Source organism: Marinobacter sp. MIT932201, from assembly GCF_047123295.1.
GTDB classification, from domain to species: Bacteria; Pseudomonadota; Gammaproteobacteria; order Pseudomonadales; family Oleiphilaceae; genus Marinobacter; species Marinobacter salsuginis.
Window position 1 is genome coordinate 282,262 of sequence record NZ_CP138917.1, and the last position, 24,851, is coordinate 307,112.

A 24,851-nucleotide genomic window follows, 5' to 3' on the forward strand; every position below is an offset into this window, starting at 1 on the left:
TCATGGCGCTGTCTGTCTTCAGGACCCTCTATGCCCGGCTGGCCATTGGTCTGTTCCTGTTGTTGCTGGTGGTAGGAGGCCTCTTCACCTTTCTGAGCCTGTCTTCGGTGCGGGAATACTCGGCCGCGGTGAACCAGCAACTGAACCGGGATCTTGCCCGTAATCTGGTGTCGGACCGCAACCTGGTCACCGACGGCGAGCTCAATCGGGACGCCCTGAAGCAGCTGTTCGAGCTGTACATGACGATCAATCCGAGCATCGAGATCTATCTGCTGGATACTGACGGCAACATCCTTTCCTACTCTGCGGATCCGGCCAGGATCAAGCGCAACCGTGTGTCCCTGGAACCAATCCGGACCCTGATCGAAAACCCTGACGCCTATCCGCTTCCCGGTGATGACCCGCGCAGCCACGACCGGCGAAAGGTCTTTTCGGTAACGCCCGTTCCATCGGCTGAAAACCCGTCAGGCTACCTCTATGTGGTTCTGCGGGGAGAGGAATACGATCTGGCCGAGAGCATGGTGCACAGTAACCGCCTCCTGCAGATGGGCGCAGGCGCGCTGGCGGTGAGCCTGTTCGTCGGTTTGCTGGCCGGCCTGGTGTTTTTCCGGCTGCTGACGCGTCGGCTGTCTCGGTTGACCGAAAGGGTAGAATCCTTCGAGCGGGAAATGTCTCCAGAGAGCACGTCTGCGGTTGCTGGCAAGGGCGATGACATTGATTACCTGGCCGCCCGGTTTGATCAGATGGCGCAGCGGATTGTTGCCCAGCTGGATCTACTGAAGCACAAGGATGCCCAGCGCCGCCAACTGGTTGCCCAGGTCTCCCATGATTTGCGAACGCCCCTGGCGTCCATTCAGGGTTATATCGAAGCCTTGCGGCTGAAACAGGATACGCTTGGCGCCGGTGAGCGTGCCCGGTTCCTGGATGTGGCCCTGGCCGAGAGTCACAGGCTCGGTCGCCTGGTGGAGGAACTGTTCGAGCTTGCGGCGTTGGATGCCCGGGAAAAGCAGCCGACGACGGAACCGTTTGTGGTTGCCGAACTCCTACATGATGTGGTGCAGAAACATCAGCCTGAGGCGGAGCGCGCGGGTGTTGAGCTCTCGATTGTCTCCGTGGCGCCGGTCCAGGTGCTGGCGGACATTGCCATGACCGAGCGAGTGTTGGATAACCTGATCAGCAACGCCATCAGCCATTCGCCAAAGAACTCGGCGATTACGCTGGGCGTTGTCGAAGGGGAGGGCGGTGCCGCGATCACTGTCGCGGACGCCGGACCCGGCATCAATGATGAGGACCTGGAACACATCTTCGAACCTTTCTATCAGGCTACTGGTGCTTCCCGAACAGGACATGCCGGTCTTGGCTTGGCCATCGCCCAGAGAATGGTGTCACTGCAGCAGGGAAAACTCTCTGTTCGCAACGCCGGTGGGGCCGTGTTCACGGTCTGGCTCCCCCTGGCCGCCGAAAAATCCACAACGTTATGAATTCGTAACACCTGATGAACGTTTTCGTGAATCCGCGACCTTACGCTTTAGGAATGGAATCACGTAAAGGAGAAGTCTGATGAAACGTAAAATTGTGGGTATATTTTCGGCACTGGCGCTGGTCTCTGTCGCCGGGTTGCTCACCACCAACGCGGTTGCCGAAAAGTCGGAGTCGCAGATGAGCAAGTATGCACCGGATCAGCCAGGCCTGGCGGTGGCAACTTTCGCTGGTGGCTGTTTCTGGTGTGTCGAAGCCGGGTACGAGAAACGGGTGCCGGGCGTGGTGGAAGCTGTCTCCGGCTATGCCGGTGGCGACGAGGCAAATCCTTCCTACAAGCAGGTTGCCTCGGGGCAGACTGGCCACACCGAAGCGGTACAAGTCTATTACGACCCGAACGAAATGACCTACGAGGGACTGTTGCAAGCGCTTTGGCGGATGATGGACCCGACCGATAATCAGGGCCAGTTCGTGGACCGAGGCCAGCAGTACCGGCCCGCTATTTTCTACCATAACGCCGAGCAGAAGCGCCTGGCCGAGGAAGCCGTTGCAGAGTTAGAGGCTTCCGGCGTTTACGAGAAGCCCGTGGTGATTGAAATCGTGCCATTTGAGAAGTTCTATGAGGCCGAGGAATACCACCAGGATTACTACGACAAGAACCCGGTGCGCTACAACTTCTACACCTTCAACTCTGGCCGCTACCAGTTTATCGAGAAGGTGTATGGTGAAGACTACGAGCTTGATTACACCCGTTTCCAGGAGAACGCCACGGTGGATGCCAGTGACAACCTGGTGGGCAGTGACAGCGGCAATAAACAATCCGGCCAGATGGGCAGTGGCTTTGACCCGGAAAGCTTTGAAAAGCCGAGCCAGGAGGCGCTGAAACAGCGCCTGACCGATATGCAGTACGAGGTTACCCAGGAAGACGGCACCGAGCCTGCGTTCAATAACAAGTACTGGGACAACAAGAAGCCAGGGCTTTACGTGGATATTGTCTCGGGCGAACCCCTGTTCTCATCCCGCGACAAGTACAAATCCGGCACCGGCTGGCCCAGCTTTACCCGGCCGATCACCCCTGATGCAGTGGTGGAACGTGAAGACAATTCGTTCTTCATGACCCGCACGGAAATCCGTAGCGTTCACGCGGACTCCCACCTTGGGCATGTGTTCAATGATGGTCCCGCGCCAACCGGGCTGCGCTACTGCATGAATTCCGCGGCAATGGACTTCATCCCGCTGGAAAACATGGAAGAGGCCGGCTATGGCAAGTGGATTGACGACGTCAAACCGGCATCATAGCCAGAGATCCCCGATACGGGTCTCCCGGCTGAAATGGTGCAACACCTGGGCCTGCAAGAGCTCGGCCGTTGCCACCGCATCAATCAGGGCGTTATGGGCAGCATAATGAGGCAGCCCATAACGCAGCCGGCTGTCTGCCAGTCGAATGGATACGGGCTTTTTACCCAGCAATCGTTGCCAGCGTGACGGATTACGGTCCGGGTGCAGGTGAGCCTCGATGGCCATGGTATCGATTAACGGAAACCGGATGCCTTCCCCGAGTCGCCATCGCAGTGCGACGTCAAAGAACGATCTCTCGATGTTGCGGTAGTGGACCACGGGAATACGACCGTTCAGGCAGGCAAACAGGTCCTTCAGGATATCTTTCATATCGGGTGCCTGGTCGATATCACTGTGGGTAATGCCGTGAATCGTGATTGAGGTCTGGTGCAACGGGAGCTTGGGCCGCACGATCCAGTGCCGGGCCTTGCCCAGCTGGATGCCATCAAGCGTAAACGGCACCAGGCCGATACTGACAATCGAATGCTGACTGGCGTCCAGGCCGGTCGTCTCGAAATCGAGCGCGACAAAAGGCACCTCGGATAAGGGCGTCTCCGGCGACACACAGCCGCTCTCGTAAAAGGCTTTCAAAATCGGTGACTTGCTTTGCTCCGCCAGGGCTTCGAACTGCTCCGGCCATGGCAGGCGTGTAACAGAATTCCCGGCCTGGTCCTCACTAGACATTACGAGCCACCGTGGCGTGATACCGGAATTTCAGGAACTTCTGGGCACCGCTGACCACCTGGAAGGCGTCTTTCAGATGGCTGCGCTCAAACGGTGAAAGGTCCTCGGGCCGAACGTTGTTGTCCGGCTGCCGGCCAGCCTCGATGGCCAGGGCCTGGTGGCGGATGCGAACGATGGAGATGAACTCCAGGGCGTCCCTAAGGTTGCCCAGATCATCCTCCAGCAGCAGCTTGGTGTTGCCGATGGCTTTCAAACGCTCGAACGAGTTCTGTGCGCGGGAGCCGCAGGCCAGGGCGTGGACCCGGATCAGGTCCGACAGGGGCGCCGTACCCCGACGTTTCAGGTTGAAGGTCTTCTGGTGCTTGCCATCTTCTTCCAGCACGAAGGTTCTGAAAAAGCCGATCGGGGGCGTGCGGTTCAGGGCATTGCGGGCCAGCATTGCCAGGAACCGCTGGCTGTTGCTGGCCTTTTCGGCCACCAGAGTTTTCAGTTGTTCGGCAAAGTCGGTTTCCCCGTAGATACCGTCCAGATCAAAGAAGATGTTGCTGTTCAGAAGGGCTTCGGCCTTCGGGTTATCAATCCAGTCGGTGAAGTAGTCCTTCCAGACCCGCAGTGGCTGCCGCCATTTCTGGTTGGTGGCCATGATGTCGCCGGTGCAGTAGGTGTAGCCGCACTCCGCAAGGCCATCGCTGACAAATTTCGCCAGTGCCAGGAAGTACTCATCGTGCTCTTCCGGCACGAAGCTGTCATCCAGAATCATGGCGTTATCCTGGTCGGTAACAACCAGCTGTTCGTCCCGCGCCATGGACCCCAGCGCCATAAAACAATAGGGCACGGGTGGCGGCCCGAGTTTCTCCTCGCCCAGGGCCAGCAGGCGCTGGGTAAAGCTGCGCCCGATCCCGGCCATGGCACTGCCAATCATGTGGGAGTTGGCGTCTTCGTTCACCATGCGAACAAAGCTGTCCCGCACATCCAGGCTGATTTTCTTCAGGCCTTTCACATCCTGCTGGTGGTAGATGTTGCTGACCAGGTAAAGGCTGCTCTGGCTCTCGTACTTCACGATGTCAGACAGCGCAATGACGCCGCGAACCTCATCACCATCCATCACCGGCAGGTGGTGCACATTGTTGTGCAGCATGGTGAGCATGGCCTCGAAGATGAATATGTTCGAACGGATGGTGATCAGATCCTCCGACATGATCTCGCTGATAGGCGTTTCGGAGGCTAATGCCTCGCTGAGGGCCCGGGTGCGCAGGTCGCGGTCGGTGATGATGCCCTTGAGCAAGGGCTTGTCGCCCTCCTCGTCCATCAGCAGCAGTGCCGAGACGCCGTGCTCGGTCATAATCCGCGCTGCTTCCTGCAGTCGGACGGTGTGGGGGGCGGACACCGGCTCCCGGGAAATCAGCCGGGTGACCTTGGAGGTCATGAGCTGGTTGGATTTTTCCCGCCGGGATACAGCGGAGCGCAGGCGGCTTCGGTCCTCGATCTCAACGAAATCGGCAAAGTTGTCGTCGTTTTCCCAGAGGTACTGGAACGTATCGTAAGGAATCTTGTACAGCAGAACGTCTTCGAGGGCTTTGGCGGGAAAGCGAACTTTCCGGTTCATCAGCAGGCCAAACTGGCCGAAGACTTCACCCTCGCTGATCCGGTTGTAGAGTTCTCCGGTGCGCCGATAGATCTCCACTGCACCACTGCGTACGTAGAACAGCCAGCTGCTGGGATCACCCAGTTCCAGAATCTGGCTCCCGGCCTTGAAGTAAACAACCTCTATGTCGCCAACCACCCGGTCGAGCAGTTCCTCGGTCATCTCGTCGAACGGCGGGTATTGAGCCATGTGATTGCGGATGTCGACCAGCTCGGCCTGCATAAAACTCCCTGTTCTGGCGAAGAAAAAGTGATTGTCAGTCAAGGAATATAGCAGTGGCAGAAGCCTGCGACCATGTCGACCTTTGATGGATTTCATTGACCGGTTACCCCGGTGTTGCTAGCCTTGCCACACTTTTTTCAGGTGTCCGTCGCAAAGCGCGACGGGTGAAACGGGAAATCGGTGAGCCTGGCACAGCCAGTGCAAGTCCGATGCTGCCCCCGCAACGGTAAGCAGGACAACGGCAATCTATGCGCCACTGTGTCGCCACGACATGGGAAGGTGATTGCCCGGGAACCCCAGGTTCCGCCTGCCAGCCCGGAGACCGGCCTGGAAAAACACCCGATGTTGCGGTGGGCAACCTGGGTGGGTGATATGCCGGTTCCGCTTTTCTGTTGCCAGTCTACCGCCTGCCCCTACTCCCTGTTCCGCAACGAAAACCAGATTCCCGTGCGGGTGCGCGCGGAGTGCGGAGCAAGCTCTATGTTCAGAATTCAATGCCCTGTTTTGTTGGCCGGCGTTTCCCTGGCCGCCCTGCCTCTGGCCGTTTCGGCCCAGTCTTCTCCAGAATCCGATGCCCTGGATCCGATCGTGGTTACCGCGACACTGGGCCCCAAGACCGTTGGCGAGAGCCTGTCTTCAGTGACGGTCATCGAGAAAGAGGATATTGATCGGCAACAGCCCGCGGAATTCCGCGACCTGCTGCGCGCCCAGCCCGGGATCAACGTGGTGTCGGACGGCAGCTACGGAAAGACTACCAGCGTATTCCTGCGTGGCGCGGGCAGCTCAGGAACCGTGCTGCTTCTCGATGGTATCCGCCTGCGCTCTGCCTCCGCGGGTATCCCACCCTGGCAGTTTTTGCCTCCCGAATTGATGGAGCGGGTTGAGCTGGTGCGGGGCGCGAAGAGCTCCCTCTACGGTGCCGATGCGGTGGGTGGTGTCATCCAGGCGTTCACCCTGGAACCGGAGGCCGGGCGCCAGGGTTGGGGCGAGCTGAAAGGCGGTTCCCATGAAACCCGTGAGGTAACGGCCGGACTGGCTGGCCGGGAAGGCCGTTCGTCGTTCCTGGCCGGTGGCGTTTATTCGGATACCGATGGCACGAACCTGCGTGCTGGCGGCGAAGACAAAGGATTCCGGAACGCTGGGGGCCTGGCCAAACTGAGCCACAGTTTTGACCAGGGCGGCGGCGCAGGGCTGACGGTGTTCCAGTCTGAAGGTAATACCGAGTTTGAAGGCGGTGATACCGATTTCCTGATCCGTGCCATGGGGCTGCATCTGGAAGCGGTTGCCAGTGACTACTGGCGCACACGTATCCAGTTCTCGGAAGCCCGTGACGAACAGGATACCTTCGGAGCCAATCCCAGCACGTTCGACACCCTGTCTCGCTCCGCGCGCTGGGAAAACACCCTGACGGCCGGTGTTCATGAACTGGTTCTGGGTACGGAGGTCATGCTTGACGAAGTGGATGGCACCAGCAACTTCACAGAAGACAGCCGGACCAACAGCGCGGTTTTCGGTCAGGGCCGTTTGAACTTTGATGCCACCGATCTGATGCTCAGTCTGCGTCTGGATGACAACGAGGCCTATGGCAAAGAGGAAACTGGCGGTGTGGCCTTCGGTCACCAGCTGGACCGCGCCCATCGCTTTCGCCTCAGCTATGCGACATCGTTCCGGGCACCCACCTTTAATGACCTTTACCTGACGGTGCCGTTCTACACCGGTAATCCTGACCTCGATGCGGAAGAGGGGCAGATGGTCGAAGCCGGTTTCTCCGGGCGATATGACCAGTGGTACTGGGACATTGCGCTTTATCAGAACGACGTGAAAGACCTGATTACCTACGTGTCGGACCCGGTGACCTTTGAGGGCACCATGGAAAACGTCGAGACGGCCAGAATTCGTGGCGTTGAGGTTTCTTCCGGTATCGAGACGGCTGACTGGAATCTGGCGGCAGCAGTAACCTACGCGGATACCGAGAACCGCGATACCGGCGAGCGCCTACCGCGCCGTGCAGAAAAGAACCTGCGTCTGGATATTGATCGCCTGTTCTCACAGTGGTCTGTGGGCGCCAGCTTTATTGCCGAGAGTGACCGCTATAACGATGCGGCAAATACCAGTCTGCTCCCGGGCTATGGCACGGTAGACCTGAGAGCGGCCTGGAATTTCCAGCCTGGCTGGTCGGCCTCGTTCAAGGTCGATAACGTGCTGGATCGTCGGTATGCCACCAGCATCGGATATGACAGTGCGACCTTCGCGCCCTTTGATTATCTGGCCGCCGGACGAACCTTCATGGCCTCGGTGCGCTATGATTTCCAGCAGTAAATTCATTGATATGAGAGGCTTCCGCCCTCTATGAGGCACCTCTGGCTCGCTGCACTGTGTGTACTGTCTCTGCTTGCGCCCTCGTTGGCGCTGGCCGAGGGACCCTGCGCACGCGATGTACTGAACCAGAAGGTATGCCTGGCCGAGCCAGCGCAGCGTATTGTTTCTCTGTCACCGGGCGCCACGGAGCTGTTGTTCTCCGCCGGTGCCGGCGAAAAGGTCGTGGCGGCGAGTGCCTGGAGCGACTACCCGCCAGAGGCCGAGTACTTACCGCAGGTGGGTGACAGCAATCGTCTGGACCTCGAAGCGATCGTTTCGATGGCACCGGACCTGGTGGTGGCCTGGGTGGATGGCAATTCCCGCAGCCAGCTGGAAAGGCTGTCGGGTCTTGGTATTCCGGTTCTCTGGCTTGCTCCGCGAACCTTCGACGACATTGCGATGGCAGTATCGGATCTGGCATTGCTGACGGGTTCACCCGAACTCGGCAACGAGCGGGCCGAAGCGTTTCGCGCAGAGATGGCCGAACTGAAAGCCCGGTATGCCGATGCCAGACCGGTCAGGGTGTTCTATCAGATATGGGACCAGCCCTTGATGACCGTGAACCGGGACGAACTGATCAGCAAGGCCATAACCCTATGCGGCGGCGTGAATGTGTTTGGCGAGCTGCCACGGCTGGTGCCCCGGATCAGTCGGGAAGCGGTTATGGAAGCCAACCCCGAAGCCATCATCACGGCCGGCTCGTCGGATGACAGGCAATGGCTGGAGGCCTGGCGAGAGTTCCCGGGCCTTGCCGCGGTAGCCGCAGGCAACCTCTTCCTGGAACCACCCGATCTGCTGGCGCGCCCCACGCTACGTATGGCAGACGGCGCCAGGCACCTGTGCCAGACCCTGGAGCAGGCCCGTGCCAATCTCTAGCCCGTACAAACCGCTTTTTGTTCTGCTGCTGGCCGGGTTTATGGCGGCTCTGCTTTCCGTCAGTATCGGCAGCACCGCCATCGGTTTTGAAGACACTTTGCGAGTGATAACCGGCAGTGGCACTGAACTTCAGCAAACGCTGATTCTTGAATTGCGTCTGCCCCGCACCCTGAGTGCCTTTGCAACAGGCGGTTTGCTGGCCGTAGCCGGGGCTTTGATGCAGGTGTTGTTGCGAAATCCCCTGGCCGATCCTTACGTGCTCGGGTTGTCTGGCGGTGCCGCCGTGGGCGCGTTATTGGCCATGCTGGCCGGCGCTGCCGGTTTCCTGGTGTCCGGCTCCGCGTTTGCCGGTGCCATGCTGGCCACCTTGCTGGTGTTTGGTCTGGCCCACGGCAGTGGCAGCTGGACGCCCTCGCGGCTGTTGCTCACCGGCGTGGTGGTTGCCGCCGGCTGGGGCGCCATCATTACCCTGATCCTCTCGATGACCCCGGCCAGTCGATTACCGGGCATGCTGTACTGGCTGATGGGCGATCTTTCCAACGCAGCCACGCCCTGGCCGGGACTGACTATTCTTTTGCTCGTGTGCCTGATGGTGTTTCCGCTGGGCCGGGCCCTGAACGTGTTGGCCCGGGGTTCCCTTCAGGCGGCGGCGCTGGGCGTTTCGGTGCGGCCACTGGAATGGTCGATTTACCTGATGGCCAGCCTGCTGACCGCATCCGCCGTCACCATGGCCGGTTCGGTTGGCTTTGTCGGCCTGGTGGTGCCCCACATGTTGCGGCTGGCGCTGGGGAACGACCAGCGGCTGATTCTGCCGGCCTGCGCACTGGCCGGCGGCACGCTGCTGGTGCTGGCAGACACGCTGGCGCGGGTAATGGTTGCACCGGAGCAATTGCCGGTGGGCGTGATCACCGCACTGATCGGTGTGCCAACCTTCCTTTACCTGCTGTATCGGAGCCGATGATGACACGCCTGGCCACCGAAGCGCTGATCATCGATATTCCCGGGCGAGCCTCAGGCTCCCCCCTGAATCTGGCCATAGAGCCTGGGCAGGTCTGGGGCGTTCTTGGCCCTAACGGTGTGGGTAAAACCACCTTGTTGCATACCCTGGCAGGATTGCGGGAGCCCAGAAGCGGGCAGCTGCTACTCGACGACACCCCGCTGCACGACATCCGCCGCAAGACCGTCTCGCAGCAGATGGGCCTGGTATTCCAGGACCGGCAGGATGGATTCCCGGCCACGGTCCTTGAGACCGCCCTGATCGGCCGCCACCCCTGGTTATCCCCCTGGCAGATGGAGAGTGGCGAGGATCTCGCGATTGCGGAAAAAGCACTGGAAGCGCTGGACGTCATCCACCTGAAGGATCGCCTGGTGAACACCCTCTCCGGCGGCGAACGCCAGCGGGTTGCCATTGCCACCCTGATGACCCAAAGCCCGGAAATCTGGCTCCTCGACGAGCCGACCAATCACCTGGATTTACAACACCAGACCGCCGTTATGAAGCTGCTTCGCCAACAAGCGGCGGAGGGCAAGGCAATCTTTATGTGCCTGCACGACCTGAACCTGGCCGCCCGATGGTGCGACCAGATCCTCCTCCTGTACCCCGACGGCCAGGCCTGCTGGGGCCCGGCGCGCGACATGCTGGTAACCTCTGCACTTGAGAGCCTGTTTGGTCAGCGTTTGCTATCTGCCGAACTGGATGGCTTTCCGGTGTTTGTGCCGGGCTAAAGGCCAAAATCACAGACCACAAAGAGCTTGGGAATAAATGATTAGGGGGCGGGCGAAAAGTCGAAAATTGACGCCTATCCCCGGCCCGTCTACGGTTTAAGATTGGTAATTTTTCGATACACCGTGGAAATCTAGTGCTGTCGAGTGGTGCAAAGGTGACATTTAGACCGATTTTATTTTTCGTCGAATTAGCTGTTAGGCATCAAGGAGGAAATTCATACCATGGACGTTTTTGCGAAATTCAACAGAAAAAACATCCAAGACCGTCAAATCGACACGCTTATAGGTTTGAGCAAGGGTGTTATAGCTGACGGAACTGTAAACCAAGCCGAAGCTGAGTTTCTGATGAGCTGGCTGGTTCAGAACCGCCAATCCAGTGACAACCCAATAATTATCAATCTACTCGAAAAAGTCTCCGCTATCCTTGAGGACGGTGTGCTCGATAAAGAAGAGTCCGAGGAGTTGTTGGGAATACTTCGTAAAATTACGGGCGATTCGGCTGAGATCGGTGAATTAGCGAAGACTTCCTCACTGCCGATCAATGATCCTCTTCCCGAAATAGGGTTTGAGGGAGCATCTTTTCTATTCACGGGAACCTGCGCATTTGGGACTCGGAAGCAATGCCACGAAGCAACCGAGGCTCTCGGAGGAGCTATCGCGAAAAGCGTCAACAAGAATCTTAACTATCTTGTTTTGGGTACCTATGTGACTGACAGCTGGGTCCACGAGACATTTGGTCGAAAGATTGAGAAGGCGATTGAATACAGAGATAGCGGTGTGCCTATCGTTATATTAACTGAGGAGCATTGGGCCCAATCAGGCAAGCTGACCTAAGTACTGCTTACCGGTCAGCCGCTGCTGATTTAGGCGTTCGATATTACGAGGTGCAACTTTGGTTGAAGCCGCAATATTTAACCACGACTGGGTGGACTACCTTTCAGCACTGCTGACCCCGACTATAGCAATAGCAGGGGTAACGATTGGTTTGCTTCAATGGAGAACCAACCGAAATCGGTTGAAGCATGAACTTTTTGATCGTCGCTATGAACAGTTTGAGGCTGTCAGAGACTTCTTGGGCTCAATCATGGGGTCAGGGCGAGCTCTTGATAACAAACAGGCGGATTTCCTTTTCAAAACCAGAGGGCTACAGTTCATTTACGACAAAAAATTGGCCGACTATATCGATAAGAATATTTGGATACCCGCAGTCGATTTGGCGTGCCTTCATTCTGAGCTGGAGGGCGTTCCTGTCGGTGAAGAGAGAACTAGGAATGTGCATAAGCAATCGGAAATCAAGAAAAATCTTTATAGAGAGTTTCAAAACCTAGATCGCTTGTTTTCCAGGTATTTGTAGTTAAGGCACTAGGTTTTTCTAACAATCACAGGCACGGCTAATGCATTGCGGCTTCGTCTCCATTCTGTAACCGCGCGTGCTGCTGGCGCTGTGTTTTCTGGAGTGATCAGTGGCGTCAGCAGAGCACTTAAAGTATCGGAAAATTGAGTTTCATCCTAATGTGCCCGATACACTTTTCTCCGAGGACGAGGTCGAGCTGCTAATCACATATGGCTCTTGGCTGGCAGCTCTCATGCGCGGGGCAATTGCTCCCGAAACACCAGCCCAAGAGCGCTTCGTTGAGGTTTGTAACGGAATCAAAAGCCCGGAAAGTCAGTTCGAAAAGGTCTGGGCAAAGTACGTCAAACGCAAAATCTGGGAGTCAGAAAATCCAGATTATGTGGGCAAGCAAGAGGCTGACTTGCTGGTAAATTTGGGCATAACTGGCCGTGGATGGGGCGTTTACGGCCACTTCAAGTAAAACATAACAAGTGCTCGAGGACGAGCGAGTGGTGAAAGTTCTCAGGCTCTGGAGTCACTACGAATAATGCATAACCAGTAGCTATTGCCGGACAATTTTTCCACTGCCTCGCGGCTCAAATATTGTCGCAAAGCTCCATGTTAGAGGCGGTGCGGCCCAGCCCCCGGTTATAGTTACTAAAATCCCCAACAAGGCCAAAAACATGACCATTGAACGCATTGCGACCAACAGCCGCATGAGCAAGATCGTAAAATACAACGGCACCGCTTACCTGTGTGGTCAGGTTGCCAAGGACCGTAATGGTGACATTCATACCCAGGTAACCGGGATGCTTGAGAAGGTGGACGAGCTGCTCGAGACCGCCGGCTCCAGCCGTGATCGAATCCTGTCGGCAACTATCTACCTGGCAGACATGGCTGATTTCAAGGCCCTGAACGAGGTGTGGGACAACTGGGTGCCTGAAGGCACGGCGCCGGCCCGGGCCTGCGTTCAGGCTCAGATGGCGTCGCCGGAGCTGCTGGTGGAAATCTCGGTGATTGCCGCGACGTCCTGAGGTCAGTCGGAAAGATCTGGCGATTCGGCTGGCTGTGCAGTCTGCCGTTTATTTCTGACAGGAAAAGGAGCACACCATGGCTTCCACACTTGTAACCACCGACTGGCTGCAGGAAAACCTCGATAACGACCGTTTGGTTTTGATCGACGCGAGTATGGCTACGGTGATTGGCAAGGAGCCGATCGTTTACGACCATCCGGTTTGGATACCGGGGAGTTTACAGATCGACCTTGAAGGAACGCTCTGCAATAAGGAATCGTCCCAGCTCCATGCGTTTCCAACCGAAGACCAGTTCACGCAGGAAGTGCGCAGACTGGGGATAACGCCCGAAAGCATGGTGGTGCTTTACGACAACCAGGGAATCTACTCAGCGCCCCGGGCCTGGTGGATTCTGCGGTCGATGGGCCTGGACAATGTTTTCATGCTGGATGGTGGCCTGCCTCTGTGGCTGGCGGAGGGGCGTGAAACGGTGTCGGCTCCGGTTCAAGAAGCGGCTTCTTCCGGCTCCTTGTCGGGCCGTCTGGATCGTGAACGGGTTCGGGATTCCGCGTTCGTGTATCAGCACCTCGACGACGAGCAAGTCTCGGTAATTGATGCGAGATCCCGGGCGCGGTTCCTGGCCCAGGCGCCGGAACCGCGTCCGGGTGTGCGCGGCGGCCATATACCGAACTCTCTCAACCTGCCGTTTACCGAGGTGCTGGATGGTTACCGGTTCAAACCGGTCAGTGAGCTGAAAACAACGTTCAACCAGCTTGCGCCGAATCTTCAGCCTGGAAACGGGCATCAACTGGTGTTTTCCTGCGGCTCCGGCATCACCGCCTGCATCATTCTGCTGGCGGCGGAGCTGGCCGGGTATGACCAGCTCTCTCTATACGATGGTTCCTGGGCGGACTGGGGCAGCGACGAATCGCTGCCGGTGGCTTGAGCCAGGAGGGTTTCCGTTTATTCCGGGCTGTCAGGCCATGCGCTTAATGATCCGGTCGCCCAGCAGGTACTGATGCACCAAAGCGGCCACCACGTGTACGCCGATCATGAGCCACAGCACGTTGGCCAGTACCTCATGGACGTCTTCGCCGCTCTCTTCCAGCCATTCCACTTCCGGGCCGTAGCCAAAGACTGTCCAGCCGAAAAAGGTAACCGGATCGCCCTCGCCGAGGGACGTCGCCAGGCCTGACAGCGGCATCAGAATCATCAGGGCATAAAGCGCCAGGTGTCCCAGTTTGGCCATGGTTGCCCAGTGGGCCGGTGGTGACAGTCGTGCGCGGTTGAGCCAGCGCCAGAGACCGCGAAAGATCACCAGCCCGAAGATGGTCAGGCCCAGGCTCTGGTGCCAGGCCATCAACGACGCCTCGGAGAGGGAATGTTCCAAAGCCTCAAACCAGACTTCGCTGGCAAGCATGACCAGCAGCAGAACCGCCATGATCCAGTGCACAGCCCGGGAAACGGCACCATAGCGGTCGTCAGCGTCCATCAATGTCATCGTGATTCTCCTTGATCAAATGATGGCGGGGCACCCTCCGGGCCCCGCGCCTGCTGATGGTGATCAGCTCCGGTGTCCGCCGCGAACCGGGGCGCCGTACTGGTTGAACTCATGCTCCCGGATCAGATTCTGCTCGGCATCTCGCAGCTGAACCCGGTAGGTGCCATCGGTTGTTTCCTCAACGGACACTTCCACGCCCGGGCCGAAGCGTCTCAATGCCTGGCCATAGGCCATGATGCGCATTTCTTCGGTGCTGTACTGTTTGAGATCGGAACCCATGGCTTTGCCGTGGTGGCGATTCTCGTAACGATCGTCACAGTCACCCCGCCCGTAGTCGTCATCGGCAGACGCAAGTAGTGGCGTGGCGCTGAGCAGTGCAGCGATGGAGAGAGCTGCAATGGTGGTAGTTTTCTTCATGGTCGAACTCCCTGGTTGGTGAAACCCATGACGGAATGTCATCGTTGGTCGGGAGTTATTGCACCAAGGAAACGTCGCAGAATTGTCTCGGTGACCCATCGAGTTTGTCGCAATTTGTCGCAAGGCCGGGATTTGCGACGGTTTTTGACAAGATCACGCCCAAGCGCGAAGTTGACTCCCCTATAATCAGGGCAGACGGTAATTCAACGGAGTAACGAGTGAGCGACTCTCCCACCATTCTGGTCGTCGATGACCATCGAGACATTCGCGATCTGGTCGGCCGCTATCTGCAGGAGCATGGTCTGCGGGTGCTGCTGGCGGATGGCGGTGATGCCATGAAGCGTCAGTTGCGACAGCAGTCCGTCGATCTGGTTGTGCTGGACATCATGATGCCCGGCGACGATGGCCTCACCCTCTGCCGTTACCTTCGCGAGCACACCGAATTGCCGGTGATACTGCTCACTGCCATGAGCGAGGAAACCGATCGCATCGTCGGCCTGGAAATGGGCGCAGACGATTACCTCACCAAACCCTTCAACCCCCGGGAGTTATTGGCGCGCATAAAAGCGGTTTTGCGCCGGACCACAGCGCTGCCACCGCAACGCAGTCCAATGGCCGGGCAGTGTCTGACGTTCGAAGGCTGGAAGCTGGACGTCGACCGCCATCAACTGGTCGATCCGGAAGGTGTTGAAGTTTCACTGAGTACCGCTGAATACAAACTTTTGCTCGCCTTCCTGGAGCACGCCGGTCGCGTGTTATCCCGGGATCAATTGATGGATCTGACCCTCGGTAGAGAGGCGGATGCCTTCGACCGCAGCATTGATAACCATGTAAGTCGCCTGCGCCGCAAGATCGATCCGGACGCCCGCAGCCCCAGGCTGATCAAGACGATCTGGGGCGGTGGCTACCAGTGGATCGCACCGGTCGAAGGGGCAGAGCAATGAGACTCTGGCCAAGGCGCGCCGGTGGGCAGCTGGCGCTGTTGCTGATTCTGGTGCTGCTGGTGGCCCAGGTTATCACCATCGTTATTCTGGCGGGTGAACGCCAGGGTGCGCTGCGCAGTGCGGGCCTGGAACACGTCCTCCAACGGGTTTCTGATGGCTACACCCTGGCTGATACCACGGATCCGGAACGTCAGGAGCGTATCCTGCGGGCACTCTCCAGCCCGACCCTGCGGCTTTCCATCGATTCTGAGCCCTATCTGACCGAGGACCAGGCCTCCGGCATGACGCGCCGGCTGGCCGGGGAGCTGGGGTTGCCCGTTGAGCAGGTTCGAACGGCCATGGAGGCGGACGAGGATGACTGCCGGCCCGATCGCGATGACCACCGGAAACGTGAGCGGCATGACGATGAGGATGATGAGCACCATGAATATGAAGAACATCGTGATGATGACGACCATCGGGATGAACGGCATGAATGCCCCCCGGTCCTGGGGGTTTCCCTGGCCATGTCCTCTGGCCAGTGGTTCAACGCCCAAGCGAGGCCACCAGCGCCTTCCTGGCTCTGGCTAAAGGCCACGCTCACCAGCGTCGGGATTACCGCCGTGCTGCTTACGCTGACCCTGTTGCTGGCGGTCCGTCGAATTCTGAGGCCAATGAATGAGCTGAGCCGGGCCGCCCACGCGTTTGGACGTGGGGAGAAAGTCCGGATTTCTGAAAAGGGGCCAGAGGATGTTCGTGAGGTAACCCGTGCCTTCAACCAGATGCAGGATCAGGTTGGCCGGGCCCAGGAAGACCGGGCAAGACTGCTGGCTGCCCTGGCCCATGATCTCAGGACACCCATCACTTCCATGCGGCTGCGGGTGGAAATGCTGCCGGAAGGCGAGGACAGGGATCGCCTTCTGGATGCCCTCCGGGAGATGCAGCATCTGGCCGAGGCCACCCTCGATTTTATCCGGGGCAGCACCACCGAGCAGCACCGCCGCTATGATCTGGCCACCCTTCTGGACAGTCTGTGCGGTGATCTTCAGGAAATGGGACTGGCGGTCCACTGCGAAGACAGTCCGAGGTGTGTGCTCCAGGGGCAGCCCGAAGCCGTCAAACGCGCCCTGCGTAACCTGATTGAGAACGCGGTGAATTATGGCGAAAAGGCGGAAGTAACGCTGGCAACGACAGACACAGAAGCCGTTGTCACGATCATTGATCAGGGGCCGGGTATTCCGGAAGACGAACGGGAACGGGTTTTCGAACCCTTCTACCGGCTGGAACACTCACGCAGTCGGGAAACCGGTGGCGCTGGCCTCGGTCTGGCCATCGCCCGCACGCTGATCCGGGGTATGGGCGGCGACATCCATTTTGACGCCGGCCCAGACGGCAAAGGCCTCAAGGTGTCAGTCACTTTGCCGCTTTAATCGAGCCATCTGCCTGGGCGGGGCGTGGTAAAGCGTTTGATCCTGTCCGGCGGCGTGCAGCCGGGTTTCATTTGTTCATCGGAAAGCAAAAGGTAGTTGTCACGGTGAGCCGTGCCCACGGGAATGGCACCGTCTTTCGTGAAGCAGGGCAGCTCAATTTGATCGGCCACGAGCAGGTAGCTATCCGGTGTTTCCTTCATCCACAACCAGGCATTGCGGTTCTCCTGTTCCCGACCGGTGAAGAAACTGAAATGGGTGAAATCGCGCTTTGAAAACAGCAGGAACTGTTCCCGGAAGTCGATCATACCGAGCTGACCGCCGGCCGGGATATGCTGTTCTGCGGCGGCCAGAACGTTGCGGGGGGTTCGAAGTGGCTCAAGAATTCGATAGCCCCAGGTGCCCAGCAGCAGCCAGGTGATCATCATGGCCAGGAACAGGCGCCCGATGGCACGGGAGCGCCAGAACCCGAACAGGGTGATCAGCCACGCCAGTCCTATGACGAAGATGAACGTCCCCGCCTCGTGCAGTTTGTCCGGGTCGGTGCTGTAGTCGGCCACCTTTTCAACCAGCTTGGGGTGGTCGGTCCAGGCCAGTATGCCAACTGCCATCAACGCAACACCGAGCAAGAACTGTAAACCCGTCAGGATGGGCGGAAACCAGCGTGCTGGCTTCTGGGCACTGAGAAGCGGGGCGAGAATCAGCGCGAGCATGGGCAATGCGGGCAACAGGTAAACACCGCGCTTGCCGGGGCTGAGGCTGAAAAACACGATAACCAGGGCAATCCAGCCCAGAAGCACCGGAATAATCGGGCGGTACCGGGCGGTTTCAGACAGGGGCCGGATCAAGGCCAGCAGCAACAGCGGAAGCGGAAACCACAGCGAGGGGATTACGCTGGTGAGGTAATAGTACCAGGGCTGGATATGGCCCCATGAGTCGGCATAGCGTTCGCCGGTCTGCTTGAACAGGATATTGTTCCGATAGGCCAGGGCCTCTTCGGTGCCGAGATTGTTAACGTAAAGCACCATGGGAATCAGCCAGGCGGCAACCACTGCCAGCATGGCCAGCGGGCCCAGTGCGCAGCGCCACGTGAGCGTGCCACGGAACAGTGCGCGATCGCGAAGCTTCATGATCAAGATCGGAATGAGCATCAGCGCCGGCAGGAAGCCAACCCCTTTGGTGATGATTCCGAGCCCCATAAACGCCCAGCCAACGAAGTACCAGCCCCAGGCAGGCCCGGTGAAAAAGTGTCGGATCAGGCCGTAGCAGGCAACCGCAATCCAGCAGGCGACCATGGCGTCGATCTGGGCTTTCTGGGCCTGGATCACGAACTGGGGCGCAAGCATCAGCAACATGACGGCAATGGCACCGGTCCGCTGGTTCCACAGGCGGGTGCCCAGATCAAAGACCAGTCCCAGTGTCAGCAGGCTACACAGCGCATTGGGCAGAAGGAATGCAATCTTCAGGTTGCCGGTCAGCCAGTAAAAGAAGGCAATACTCCACATGAACACCGGTGGTTTGTCCGGGTAGAACTCACCACCCCGCATGGGGATAAGCCACTGCCCGGAGGCGACCATTTCACGGGCCACTTCCGCAAACCGCGGTTCGTCGGCAGGCCAGGGGGAGCGCAGTCCGATCCCGGTAAAAAACACGACTGCAGCAATGGCGAGCAGTAACAGCAGGAGTTGATTGCGGGACAGATTGAACAGGGTGTCCGGCAGGTGGCGGACGAAGGGGGATGCAGGCATGGGTCGGTCTCAGAGAGAGTCGGAAACGGAATCGGCCAGCGTCCTGGCCCTCTGGTTGTGGTAGAGAAAGGCACCAATCAGCGAGGCAATAATGAAAAAGCCGATGCTGACGGCAAGCTGATAGGCATTGGCATTGCCGATACCGGCACCGGCCAGGGCGAACACCAGCATCTGGGGCAGGTAGCCCAGTGTGCTGCCAAAGAGAAACGGTGAGAAACGGATCCCGGAGCAGCCGGCGACAAGGTTGGTCACCAGGTTACTGCCCACGGGCAGCAAGCGGACCATGAGAACTTTCAGCAGGGTCTGCTCCCGGAACAGGCGATCAAACTGCTGCATCCGGTGGCTGAACCGCCGGCTCAACGGCGTCCGCAGCAGCCAGCGGGCGGTCATGAAGCAGCCGGTGGCCCCGATGGCGGCGGCCAGAGTCGACAGCAGCGTTCCATTGAGCCCGCCCAGGGCAAAGCCCAGCACGAAGGCGAGCAACTGGCGGGGAGCCCCAAGGCCGGTAAACAACGAACCGGCCAGGGTAATCGCTACCAATCCGCCGACACCATGGCTGTGGAGATAGTTCGCTACTTGATCCTGATCGGCAATGAAGTCGAGCCATCCGTTATGGATGGTCAGATAGCCAACCAGCACAAGGGCGGCGAAGGCCAGCCAGCGGGAACCGTTGATCATGTCAGGAGCGCTCCGCCACCGACCCCTGTGGATCGGCCTGACCGGCACTGCTGATGACAGGAACGCGGGTGCGGTGCAGCAACCACAGCACACCGAGCAGGTCCAGAATGCCGGCCCAGGTCCGGTTCCAGGCGTTGTATTTGGAGATGCCGGCAGTCCGTGGGCGGTGGTTGACCTCCACGATGGCAATGTCACCGCCAATTCCCCGTACCAGAGCCGGGATGAAACGGTGGCCGTGGTCGAACCAGGGCAGTTTGAGGAAGGTTTCCCGTGGAAACAGCTTCAGGCCGCAGCCGGTATCGGGCACGCCATCATGAAGCAGCGCATCCCGCACGCGGTTCGCAAGGCGGGACTGGAAGCGTTTCCAGGCGGTGTCCTTGCGATTCTTGCGATAGCCGGCAATACAGAAATCCGGGTTGCGCAGGGTGTTGGCTTTCTGGAGCATGGCGGGGATGTCGGCCGGATCGTTCTGGCCATCGCCATCCATGGTAACGATGAGCCTGCTCCTTGCCTGCCGGATACCCGATGCCAGGGCACCGCTCTGGCCGATGCTGCGCTCGTGACGAATGGTCAACAAGCGGCCACCGAGGGCCCGGGCGGTTCTCACGGCTGTGTCCAGCGTGCTGTCGGTGCTGCCATCATCCACCAGCACCACCTCGAAGCCGTGATAGTCACGCATCACCCCGTAGGCCTCGGTTAGCAGGGTAGCGATGTTGGCTTCTTCATCCTTGGCAGGGATAACCAGCGACAGTGTTCTTTCCTGACCCATGTAGAGACATCCTCGAAAACGGAATATCAACCGGGCCGTCTGGCGGCCCTGTTCACTTGGGCAGGAGTATCCTCTTCAAACCTTAAACCAACCTTAAGTCTGCCTGCGACGGGAAGCCGCACGGGCCGGCAGCCAGATGCTGACGCACAGGCCCGAGTTGCCATCCGGCCGGTCGCCGAGGGTGAGCTGGCCACCATGAAGTTCCGCAATACGCCGGGCGATGGCCAGCCCGAGACCGGCGCCGCCGCCGAGGCGCTGGTCCAGTCGGACAAAGCGGCTGAGCGCCCGTTCGCGCTCCTCGGCAGGAATGCCGGGGCCCTGGTCGCACACGGTGATGTGGTATCCCTCGCCGGAAGGCGTCAGGTGTGTCTCAATGGTGGTGTGTTCGGGGCTGTACTGGATGGCGTTGGCCAGCAGGGAGCGCATGAGGGTGTTGATCAGTGCGCTGTGGCAGGAGACCAGGGCCTGACCAGCATCGTCCTGGAGTACCGGGTCGATGTGCTTTTTCAGGGCCAGGGGTGCCACATCGGCAATGCTCTGCTCAACGATGGCAGACAGGTTGTGGTATTCCGGCGTGAAATCGGCACCGGAGTCGACGCGGTTGAGCAATAACATCTGTTCAACCAGGTGCACCATGCGGTCCACGGACTGGATCAGGTCACCGTATTGTTCCGGATCCTTCTCGTAGACTTTTTCCAGGTTCAGTCGCAGGGCCGTCAGTGGCGTTCGCAGCTCATGGGCGGCATCGGCAGAGAACCGCCGTTCCCGTTCCAGGGCCTGGTTGAGGCGTCTGAGCAGGCCATTCACCGCCTGCACCAGACCGGCGACCTCCTTCGGTGCCTGGCGGTCGTCCAGGGGATGAATGTTTTCCGGAGCCATGTTCCGTACCGGCTTCTCAAGCTTTCTCAGCGGCTGGAAGCCCACCTGAATTGAGACCAGAACCGCCAGAGCCAGCACGGGCAGCACGATCAGGAAAGGCAGTACGTTGCCAAGCGCGATTTCCTGGCTGAGTTCGTCCCGGACGTCCTCGCGCTGGGCTGTACGGATCCAGAAGCCGGTGGCAGGATCTTCAATGGTGAAGGTTCGCCACTGGAACCCGGCCACTTCCTGCCAGCCGAAGCCGCGTTCAAGGCCCTGGGAATCATTGGCGCGCAGGGTGTCCAGAATCGGTTTCCGGTCCGGCGACCAGACCTCAAACGCAAGCTTCCGCTCGTATTTGTGACCCGCGCCGTCGGGCAGGATTTCGTTCTCCTCCTCCTCGCCCTGATATACGCTGTCTGGCAGTTGGAGGGTCGTTTCCAGGGTATGAGTGATCTGGTCTATCGACTGTGTCGATGAGAGGTGCTCAACCAGGCCCTGGACGATGCGGGTGCTCTGGGCCAGCTCCGCGTCAAAAAGCTCCTCCAGTTGATGGTCGCTGACGTAAAAGCCCCAGCCGGCGGCAATCAGGGTAATGAAAAACACCGTGCTGGTGATCAGAAGGATCAGTTTTCGGGTCAGGCTCATTCGGGAGATACCTCTGCGGCAGCTTTGCTGTCCAGCATGTAGCCAACGCCGCGGACGGTGCGGATGGTCTGTTTGCCAACGCGCCGGCGCAGGTGATGGACGTGTACCTCAAGGGCATTGCTTTCTGCGCCCTGCTCCCAGCCATACAGCTGTTCTTCCAGCCGACGGCGGGTCGCCACCTGGTCCGGGTGGCGCATCAGATAGTACAGAATCTGAAATTCGCTGCGCGGCAGGGTTGCGTTGTCATCGCCAATCTGAAGCTGACCCGAGTCAGGGTCGAGAGTGAGCCTGCCCACTTGCAGTCCGCCGGTTCGGACCCCCGAGCCCCGGCGCGTGACGGCCCGGATTCGGGCTTTCAGTTCCGCCATGGCGAAGGGTTTGGTCAGGTAGTCGTCAGCACCCGCATTAAGCCCCTGAAGTTTTTCGTCGAGATCTCCGCGCGCGGTGAGGATGATGACCGGGGTGTCAATACCCTCGTTCCGGATCTTTTTGACGATATCCAGCCCGTCCACCCGGGGCAGCGTCAGATCCAGGATCGCCAGATCGAAGCTGTCGTTCAGGAGTGCATTGAGCGCCTGCTGGCCATCGTCCAGCCAGTCAACGGTATTCTGTTCGTCGCGCAGCATTCCCAACATGGTGTTGGCGAGCAAATGATCGTCTTCAATCAGCAATATTCGCATGTAGCAGGAATCCGATAGGTGTTCAGCTTAGCGGATGATCGTTGGATGCATTGTAATCGATACCGCCGTTTTTGCTTTTGTCCTGGAAGCTGTTTGCGTTAGTTGTAGCTGACGGTGTCAAGAGAAACAGCTGAAAGCGACGATTCTCAGCAATCGGTGTGGTGACGCCCTCAAGGCGCCGGAGCATCGCTTTGTTGCCTTTCTCGACGGCCAGCGCCATGGGCTTCTCCAGGTTGCTCGATTCAAGTCGATCAATAACAGTAGTCTGCTCCACTGCATGGGCCTCGCCACGGCTGTAAAACCGCGCGGAGAAGGGCGCCTTTCCCAGGTAAAACAGATTGTCTGCACTCATGCCGGGGAGTTGTTCGACTTGCGCGACCAGATCCCGCTCGGTTTTCAGTTGCTCCGGGTGCAGGCTAAGCCAGCCGGCGGCGGCAATTCCCAACATGGGAATCATCAACACTGCGGCCAGGCTGGACGCGGGCATCCGACCGCAAAGTTCCTTCGGCCAGAGGCTGGATGCCAGCACGGCGAGAAATGGTAACCCCGGAAGCACGTAGGTCCATAGAATGTTGCCGGACAGGGTAAAAAAGATGGCCGGACTAAGCGCGGACGCAAGAATCAGTCCGCCCACGCCTTTCTCGAGAGACAGCCACTCCTGCTGTGCCGGTTGGCGGCGCCAGCGGCTGACGCCAAAAGCAGCAACTGCGATCAGGCCCCAGGGAAAACTGGCAGCCAGCAGATAGAGCCAGATGGTACCTCGAGTAAATTCATGTGCGTTGCCATACAGGTCGCCCTGCCAGCTACTGACCAGGAAACGTTTGAAGTGTTCTCCCACGATGAAGTAATCCAGAAACCCGGGGGTCTTCAGTTCGGCGAGGACATACCAGGGAGCAGCAACCACCATCATCAACAGTAAACCGCGGAGCCAGGGCAATTGCTGCCACAGGGTCAGCCACCGCCGGGTCGTCGCCACCCAGAGGAAAACCGGCAGTCCGGTCAGAACCAGAATCAGGGGGCCTTTGGCGAGCAGGCCGATGGCAAGGCCGATGAAGAAGAGCCAGCCCCACACTATCGGGCCGCCCTGAAGACGAATAACAAGGCTGGTCAGCACCAGCGTCGAGCCAAGGGCAAGGAACGAATCGGTCATCACCGTACCGGCCGTCAGAAAGCCCAGTGCCGTGGTGGCATAAATCAGGGCTGCCCAGAGGCCGGCCGACTTGGCCGCTTCGCTGTTGCGTTCCGGGTGCAGGTAACGACGCAGGGTGAAGACAAGATAAACGATGACAACATTGGCCAGCCAGGAAGGCAGCCTGCCGGCGAATTCAGACACACCCAGCAGTTTGAACGACAGTGCCTGCGTCCAGAAAGATAGGGGTGGCTTGCCCCAGAAGGGCACGTCGTAGTCAAACCAGGGGGTGATCCAGTCGCCGGTTTCCGCCATTATGCGGGCAATCTCGGCGTAGCGCGGTTCCGTGGTATCTGCCAGAGGCAGTATCGCCGTCAGTCCGAGGCGTGCGGCAAGCACAGCAAACAGGAGCCAGAGCAGGGTGTTAATGTTTCTGGTCATTTCCGGCTACTCGCAGTTGGGGGAGAACCGGCTGGGCAGTATCGTTGCTGTCTTCCGAAACAATGAAGACCGGGCGCTGTTTGGTCTCCATGTAGATGCGACCCACGTATTCCCCCAACAGGCCAACACACAGAAGCTGAACCCCGGAAAGGAACGTGATCACGACGATCATGGAGGCGTAACCCGGTGTGGAAATGCCGAAAACCAGCGCCCGGATAACTTCCCAGGTGCCGAAAAGGCCACCTGCGCCGGCCGCAAGCAGGCCCAGGATCAGGGCAATCCGCAGGGGGCGAGTGGAAAACGAGGTAATTCCTTCCATGGCCAGGTGCATGAGCTTCAGGTAATTCCACTTGGTTTGGCCTGCCAGGCGGGGATCACGATCGAATTCGAGTGTCACCGTTGGCATGCCGACCCAGGCGAACATGCCCTTCAGGTAGCGGTTGCGCTCGGGTAGCCGGTTGAGGGCATCCACAGTGCGTCGGCTCATTAGTCTGAAATCTCCGGTGTCGACTGGTATCGGTGCATCACTGATGTGGTTGATCAGGCGATAGAAAATGCTGGCAGTGGTGCGCTTCAGCCAGCTTTCACCGGCCCTGGACCGCCGCTTCATCAGCACCACGTCTGCCCCCTTTTGCCATGCTGCGACCATTCTTGGGATTAACTCCGGCGGATCCTGAAGATCGGCGTCCATCAGTACCACGGCATCGCCGCGTGCACTCTCCAGGCCCGCGGTAACGGCCGCTTCCTTGCCAAAGTTCCGGGAGAGCTGAACCACCCGGATTCCGGCGTAGCGGTCCCTGGCCCGAAGTAGCTGGGCAACAGAGTCGTCCCGGCTGCCATCGTCCACGAACAGCAGCTCAACCTGGCCCGGCAGTTGGCGGCAGACCAGACCCAGCCGTTTCAACAGGGTTGGAATCACATCGGCTTCGTTGTGAACCGGGATAATAATGCTCAGCATC

At 58.9% G+C, this 24,851-nt stretch carries 24 protein-coding genes and 1 riboswitch; of the genes, 13 read left to right on the forward strand and 11 right to left on the reverse strand.

Going from position 1 to position 24,851, the window contains the following annotated elements; all coding sequences use genetic code 11:
* Positions 1 to 2 precede the first annotated feature (2 nt).
* Complete coding sequence (locus SIC15_RS01250; RefSeq protein ID WP_412536922.1) at positions 3 to 1,481, forward strand: ATP-binding protein; 1,479 nt, start codon at positions 3 to 5, stop codon at positions 1,479 to 1,481.
* 79 nt (positions 1,482 to 1,560) lie between these two features.
* Positions 1,561 to 2,778, forward strand: coding sequence for a peptide-methionine (R)-S-oxide reductase MsrB (gene msrB, locus SIC15_RS01255; RefSeq protein ID WP_412536923.1), 1,218 nt, complete (start codon positions 1,561 to 1,563; stop codon positions 2,776 to 2,778).
* Here the strand turns inward: msrB and SIC15_RS01260 are convergent.
* Positions 2,773 to 3,501 (reverse strand): 3'-5' exonuclease, encoded by a 729-nt coding sequence (locus SIC15_RS01260; protein WP_412536924.1) that lies wholly within the window; start codon positions 3,499 to 3,501, stop codon positions 2,773 to 2,775. The two genes, msrB and SIC15_RS01260, sit on opposite strands and share 6 nt — an antisense overlap.
* On the reverse strand, positions 3,494 to 5,368 hold the full coding sequence (locus SIC15_RS01265; RefSeq protein WP_349344027.1) for a putative nucleotidyltransferase substrate binding domain-containing protein: 1,875 nt from the start codon (positions 5,366 to 5,368) through the stop codon (positions 3,494 to 3,496). Before SIC15_RS01265 ends, SIC15_RS01260 begins: the two co-directional genes overlap by 8 nt.
* A 122-nt stretch (positions 5,369 to 5,490) precedes the next feature.
* A riboswitch (cobalamin riboswitch) is annotated at positions 5,491 to 5,714 on the forward strand.
* A gap of 134 nt (positions 5,715 to 5,848) precedes the next feature.
* Here SIC15_RS01265 and SIC15_RS01270 point away from each other — a divergent pair.
* From SIC15_RS01270 to SIC15_RS01310, 9 genes are all read left to right on the forward strand, one after another.
* The gene (locus tag SIC15_RS01270) at positions 5,849 to 7,687 is read left to right on the forward strand and encodes a TonB-dependent receptor plug domain-containing protein (protein WP_412536925.1); all 1,839 of its coding nucleotides are present in this window, start codon (positions 5,849 to 5,851) and stop codon (positions 7,685 to 7,687) included.
* Between the two features lie 30 nt (positions 7,688 to 7,717).
* Entirely contained in the window at positions 7,718 to 8,602 is an 885-nt protein-coding gene (locus SIC15_RS01275) for a cobalamin-binding protein (protein ID WP_069182613.1), read from the forward strand.
* Complete coding sequence (locus SIC15_RS01280; RefSeq protein WP_412536926.1) at positions 8,589 to 9,563, forward strand: FecCD family ABC transporter permease; 975 nt, start codon at positions 8,589 to 8,591, stop codon at positions 9,561 to 9,563. The genes SIC15_RS01275 and SIC15_RS01280 overlap by 14 nt, the downstream gene beginning before the upstream one ends.
* Positions 9,563 to 10,327: an ABC transporter ATP-binding protein gene (locus SIC15_RS01285; protein WP_305965518.1), complete on the forward strand. Its 765-nt coding sequence runs from the start codon at positions 9,563 to 9,565 to the stop codon at positions 10,325 to 10,327. Before SIC15_RS01280 ends, SIC15_RS01285 begins: the two co-directional genes overlap by 1 nt.
* Positions 10,328 to 10,549: 222 nt before the next feature.
* Positions 10,550 to 11,161 carry a BRCT domain-containing protein gene (locus tag SIC15_RS01290; protein ID WP_412536927.1) on the forward strand — a complete coding sequence of 204 codons (612 nt, stop codon included), beginning with the start codon at positions 10,550 to 10,552 and terminating at the stop codon, positions 11,159 to 11,161.
* 58 nt (positions 11,162 to 11,219) lie between these two features.
* Positions 11,220 to 11,681, forward strand: a complete 462-nt coding sequence (locus tag SIC15_RS01295; RefSeq protein ID WP_412536928.1) for a hypothetical protein — start codon at positions 11,220 to 11,222, stop codon at positions 11,679 to 11,681.
* Between the two features lie 109 nt (positions 11,682 to 11,790).
* Positions 11,791 to 12,141 (forward strand): DUF413 domain-containing protein, encoded by a 351-nt coding sequence (gene maoP, locus SIC15_RS01300; protein WP_412536929.1) that lies wholly within the window; start codon positions 11,791 to 11,793, stop codon positions 12,139 to 12,141.
* 202 nt (positions 12,142 to 12,343) lie between these two features.
* Positions 12,344 to 12,694, forward strand: a complete 351-nt coding sequence (locus tag SIC15_RS01305) for a RidA family protein (protein ID WP_412536930.1) — start codon at positions 12,344 to 12,346, stop codon at positions 12,692 to 12,694.
* A gap of 76 nt (positions 12,695 to 12,770) precedes the next feature.
* Complete coding sequence (locus SIC15_RS01310; RefSeq protein WP_412536931.1) at positions 12,771 to 13,619, forward strand: sulfurtransferase; 849 nt, start codon at positions 12,771 to 12,773, stop codon at positions 13,617 to 13,619.
* 30 nt (positions 13,620 to 13,649) lie between these two features.
* On the opposite strand, the gene SIC15_RS01315 is transcribed toward SIC15_RS01310, so the two are convergent.
* On the reverse strand, positions 13,650 to 14,174 hold the full coding sequence (locus SIC15_RS01315; protein ID WP_412536932.1) for a cytochrome b: 525 nt from the start codon (positions 14,172 to 14,174) through the stop codon (positions 13,650 to 13,652).
* A gap of 63 nt (positions 14,175 to 14,237) precedes the next feature.
* Entirely contained in the window at positions 14,238 to 14,591 is a 354-nt protein-coding gene (locus SIC15_RS01320) for a hypothetical protein (protein WP_069182618.1), read from the reverse strand.
* A 218-nt stretch (positions 14,592 to 14,809) separates the two neighbouring features.
* Here SIC15_RS01320 and SIC15_RS01325 point away from each other — a divergent pair, with 218 nt between their 5' ends.
* Together SIC15_RS01325 and SIC15_RS01330 are read left to right on the forward strand one after the other, a co-directional pair.
* A complete protein-coding gene (locus tag SIC15_RS01325) occupies positions 14,810 to 15,535 on the forward strand; it encodes a response regulator (RefSeq protein ID WP_136630662.1) in 726 nt (241 codons plus the stop codon).
* Positions 15,532 to 16,944 (forward strand): ATP-binding protein, encoded by a 1,413-nt coding sequence (locus SIC15_RS01330; protein WP_412536933.1) that lies wholly within the window; start codon positions 15,532 to 15,534, stop codon positions 16,942 to 16,944. Before SIC15_RS01325 ends, SIC15_RS01330 begins: the two co-directional genes overlap by 4 nt.
* Here SIC15_RS01330 and SIC15_RS01335 read toward each other — a convergent pair.
* From SIC15_RS01335 to SIC15_RS01365, 7 genes are all read right to left on the reverse strand, one after another.
* Entirely contained in the window at positions 16,941 to 18,689 is a 1,749-nt protein-coding gene (locus SIC15_RS01335) for an ArnT family glycosyltransferase (RefSeq protein ID WP_412536934.1), read from the reverse strand. The two genes, SIC15_RS01330 and SIC15_RS01335, sit on opposite strands and share 4 nt — an antisense overlap.
* A 9-nt stretch (positions 18,690 to 18,698) precedes the next feature.
* The gene (locus tag SIC15_RS01340; protein WP_136630665.1) at positions 18,699 to 19,367 is read right to left on the reverse strand and encodes a TVP38/TMEM64 family protein; all 669 of its coding nucleotides are present in this window, start codon (positions 19,365 to 19,367) and stop codon (positions 18,699 to 18,701) included.
* A gap of 1 nt (position 19,368) precedes the next feature.
* On the reverse strand, positions 19,369 to 20,136 hold the full coding sequence (locus tag SIC15_RS01345) for a glycosyltransferase family 2 protein (RefSeq protein WP_136630666.1): 768 nt from the start codon (positions 20,134 to 20,136) through the stop codon (positions 19,369 to 19,371).
* Between the two features lie 93 nt (positions 20,137 to 20,229).
* Positions 20,230 to 21,642: an ATP-binding protein gene (locus SIC15_RS01350; protein WP_412536935.1), complete on the reverse strand. Its 1,413-nt coding sequence runs from the start codon at positions 21,640 to 21,642 to the stop codon at positions 20,230 to 20,232.
* Complete coding sequence (locus SIC15_RS01355; RefSeq protein WP_069182625.1) at positions 21,639 to 22,322, reverse strand: response regulator transcription factor; 684 nt, start codon at positions 22,320 to 22,322, stop codon at positions 21,639 to 21,641. Before SIC15_RS01355 ends, SIC15_RS01350 begins: the two co-directional genes overlap by 4 nt.
* A gap of 22 nt (positions 22,323 to 22,344) precedes the next feature.
* Positions 22,345 to 23,892, reverse strand: coding sequence for an ArnT family glycosyltransferase (locus SIC15_RS01360; RefSeq protein WP_412536936.1), 1,548 nt, complete (start codon positions 23,890 to 23,892; stop codon positions 22,345 to 22,347).
* Positions 23,876 to 24,850, reverse strand: coding sequence for a glycosyltransferase family 2 protein (locus SIC15_RS01365; protein ID WP_083231744.1), 975 nt, complete (start codon positions 24,848 to 24,850; stop codon positions 23,876 to 23,878). The genes SIC15_RS01360 and SIC15_RS01365 overlap by 17 nt, the downstream gene beginning before the upstream one ends.
* Position 24,851: the final 1 nt, after the last annotated feature.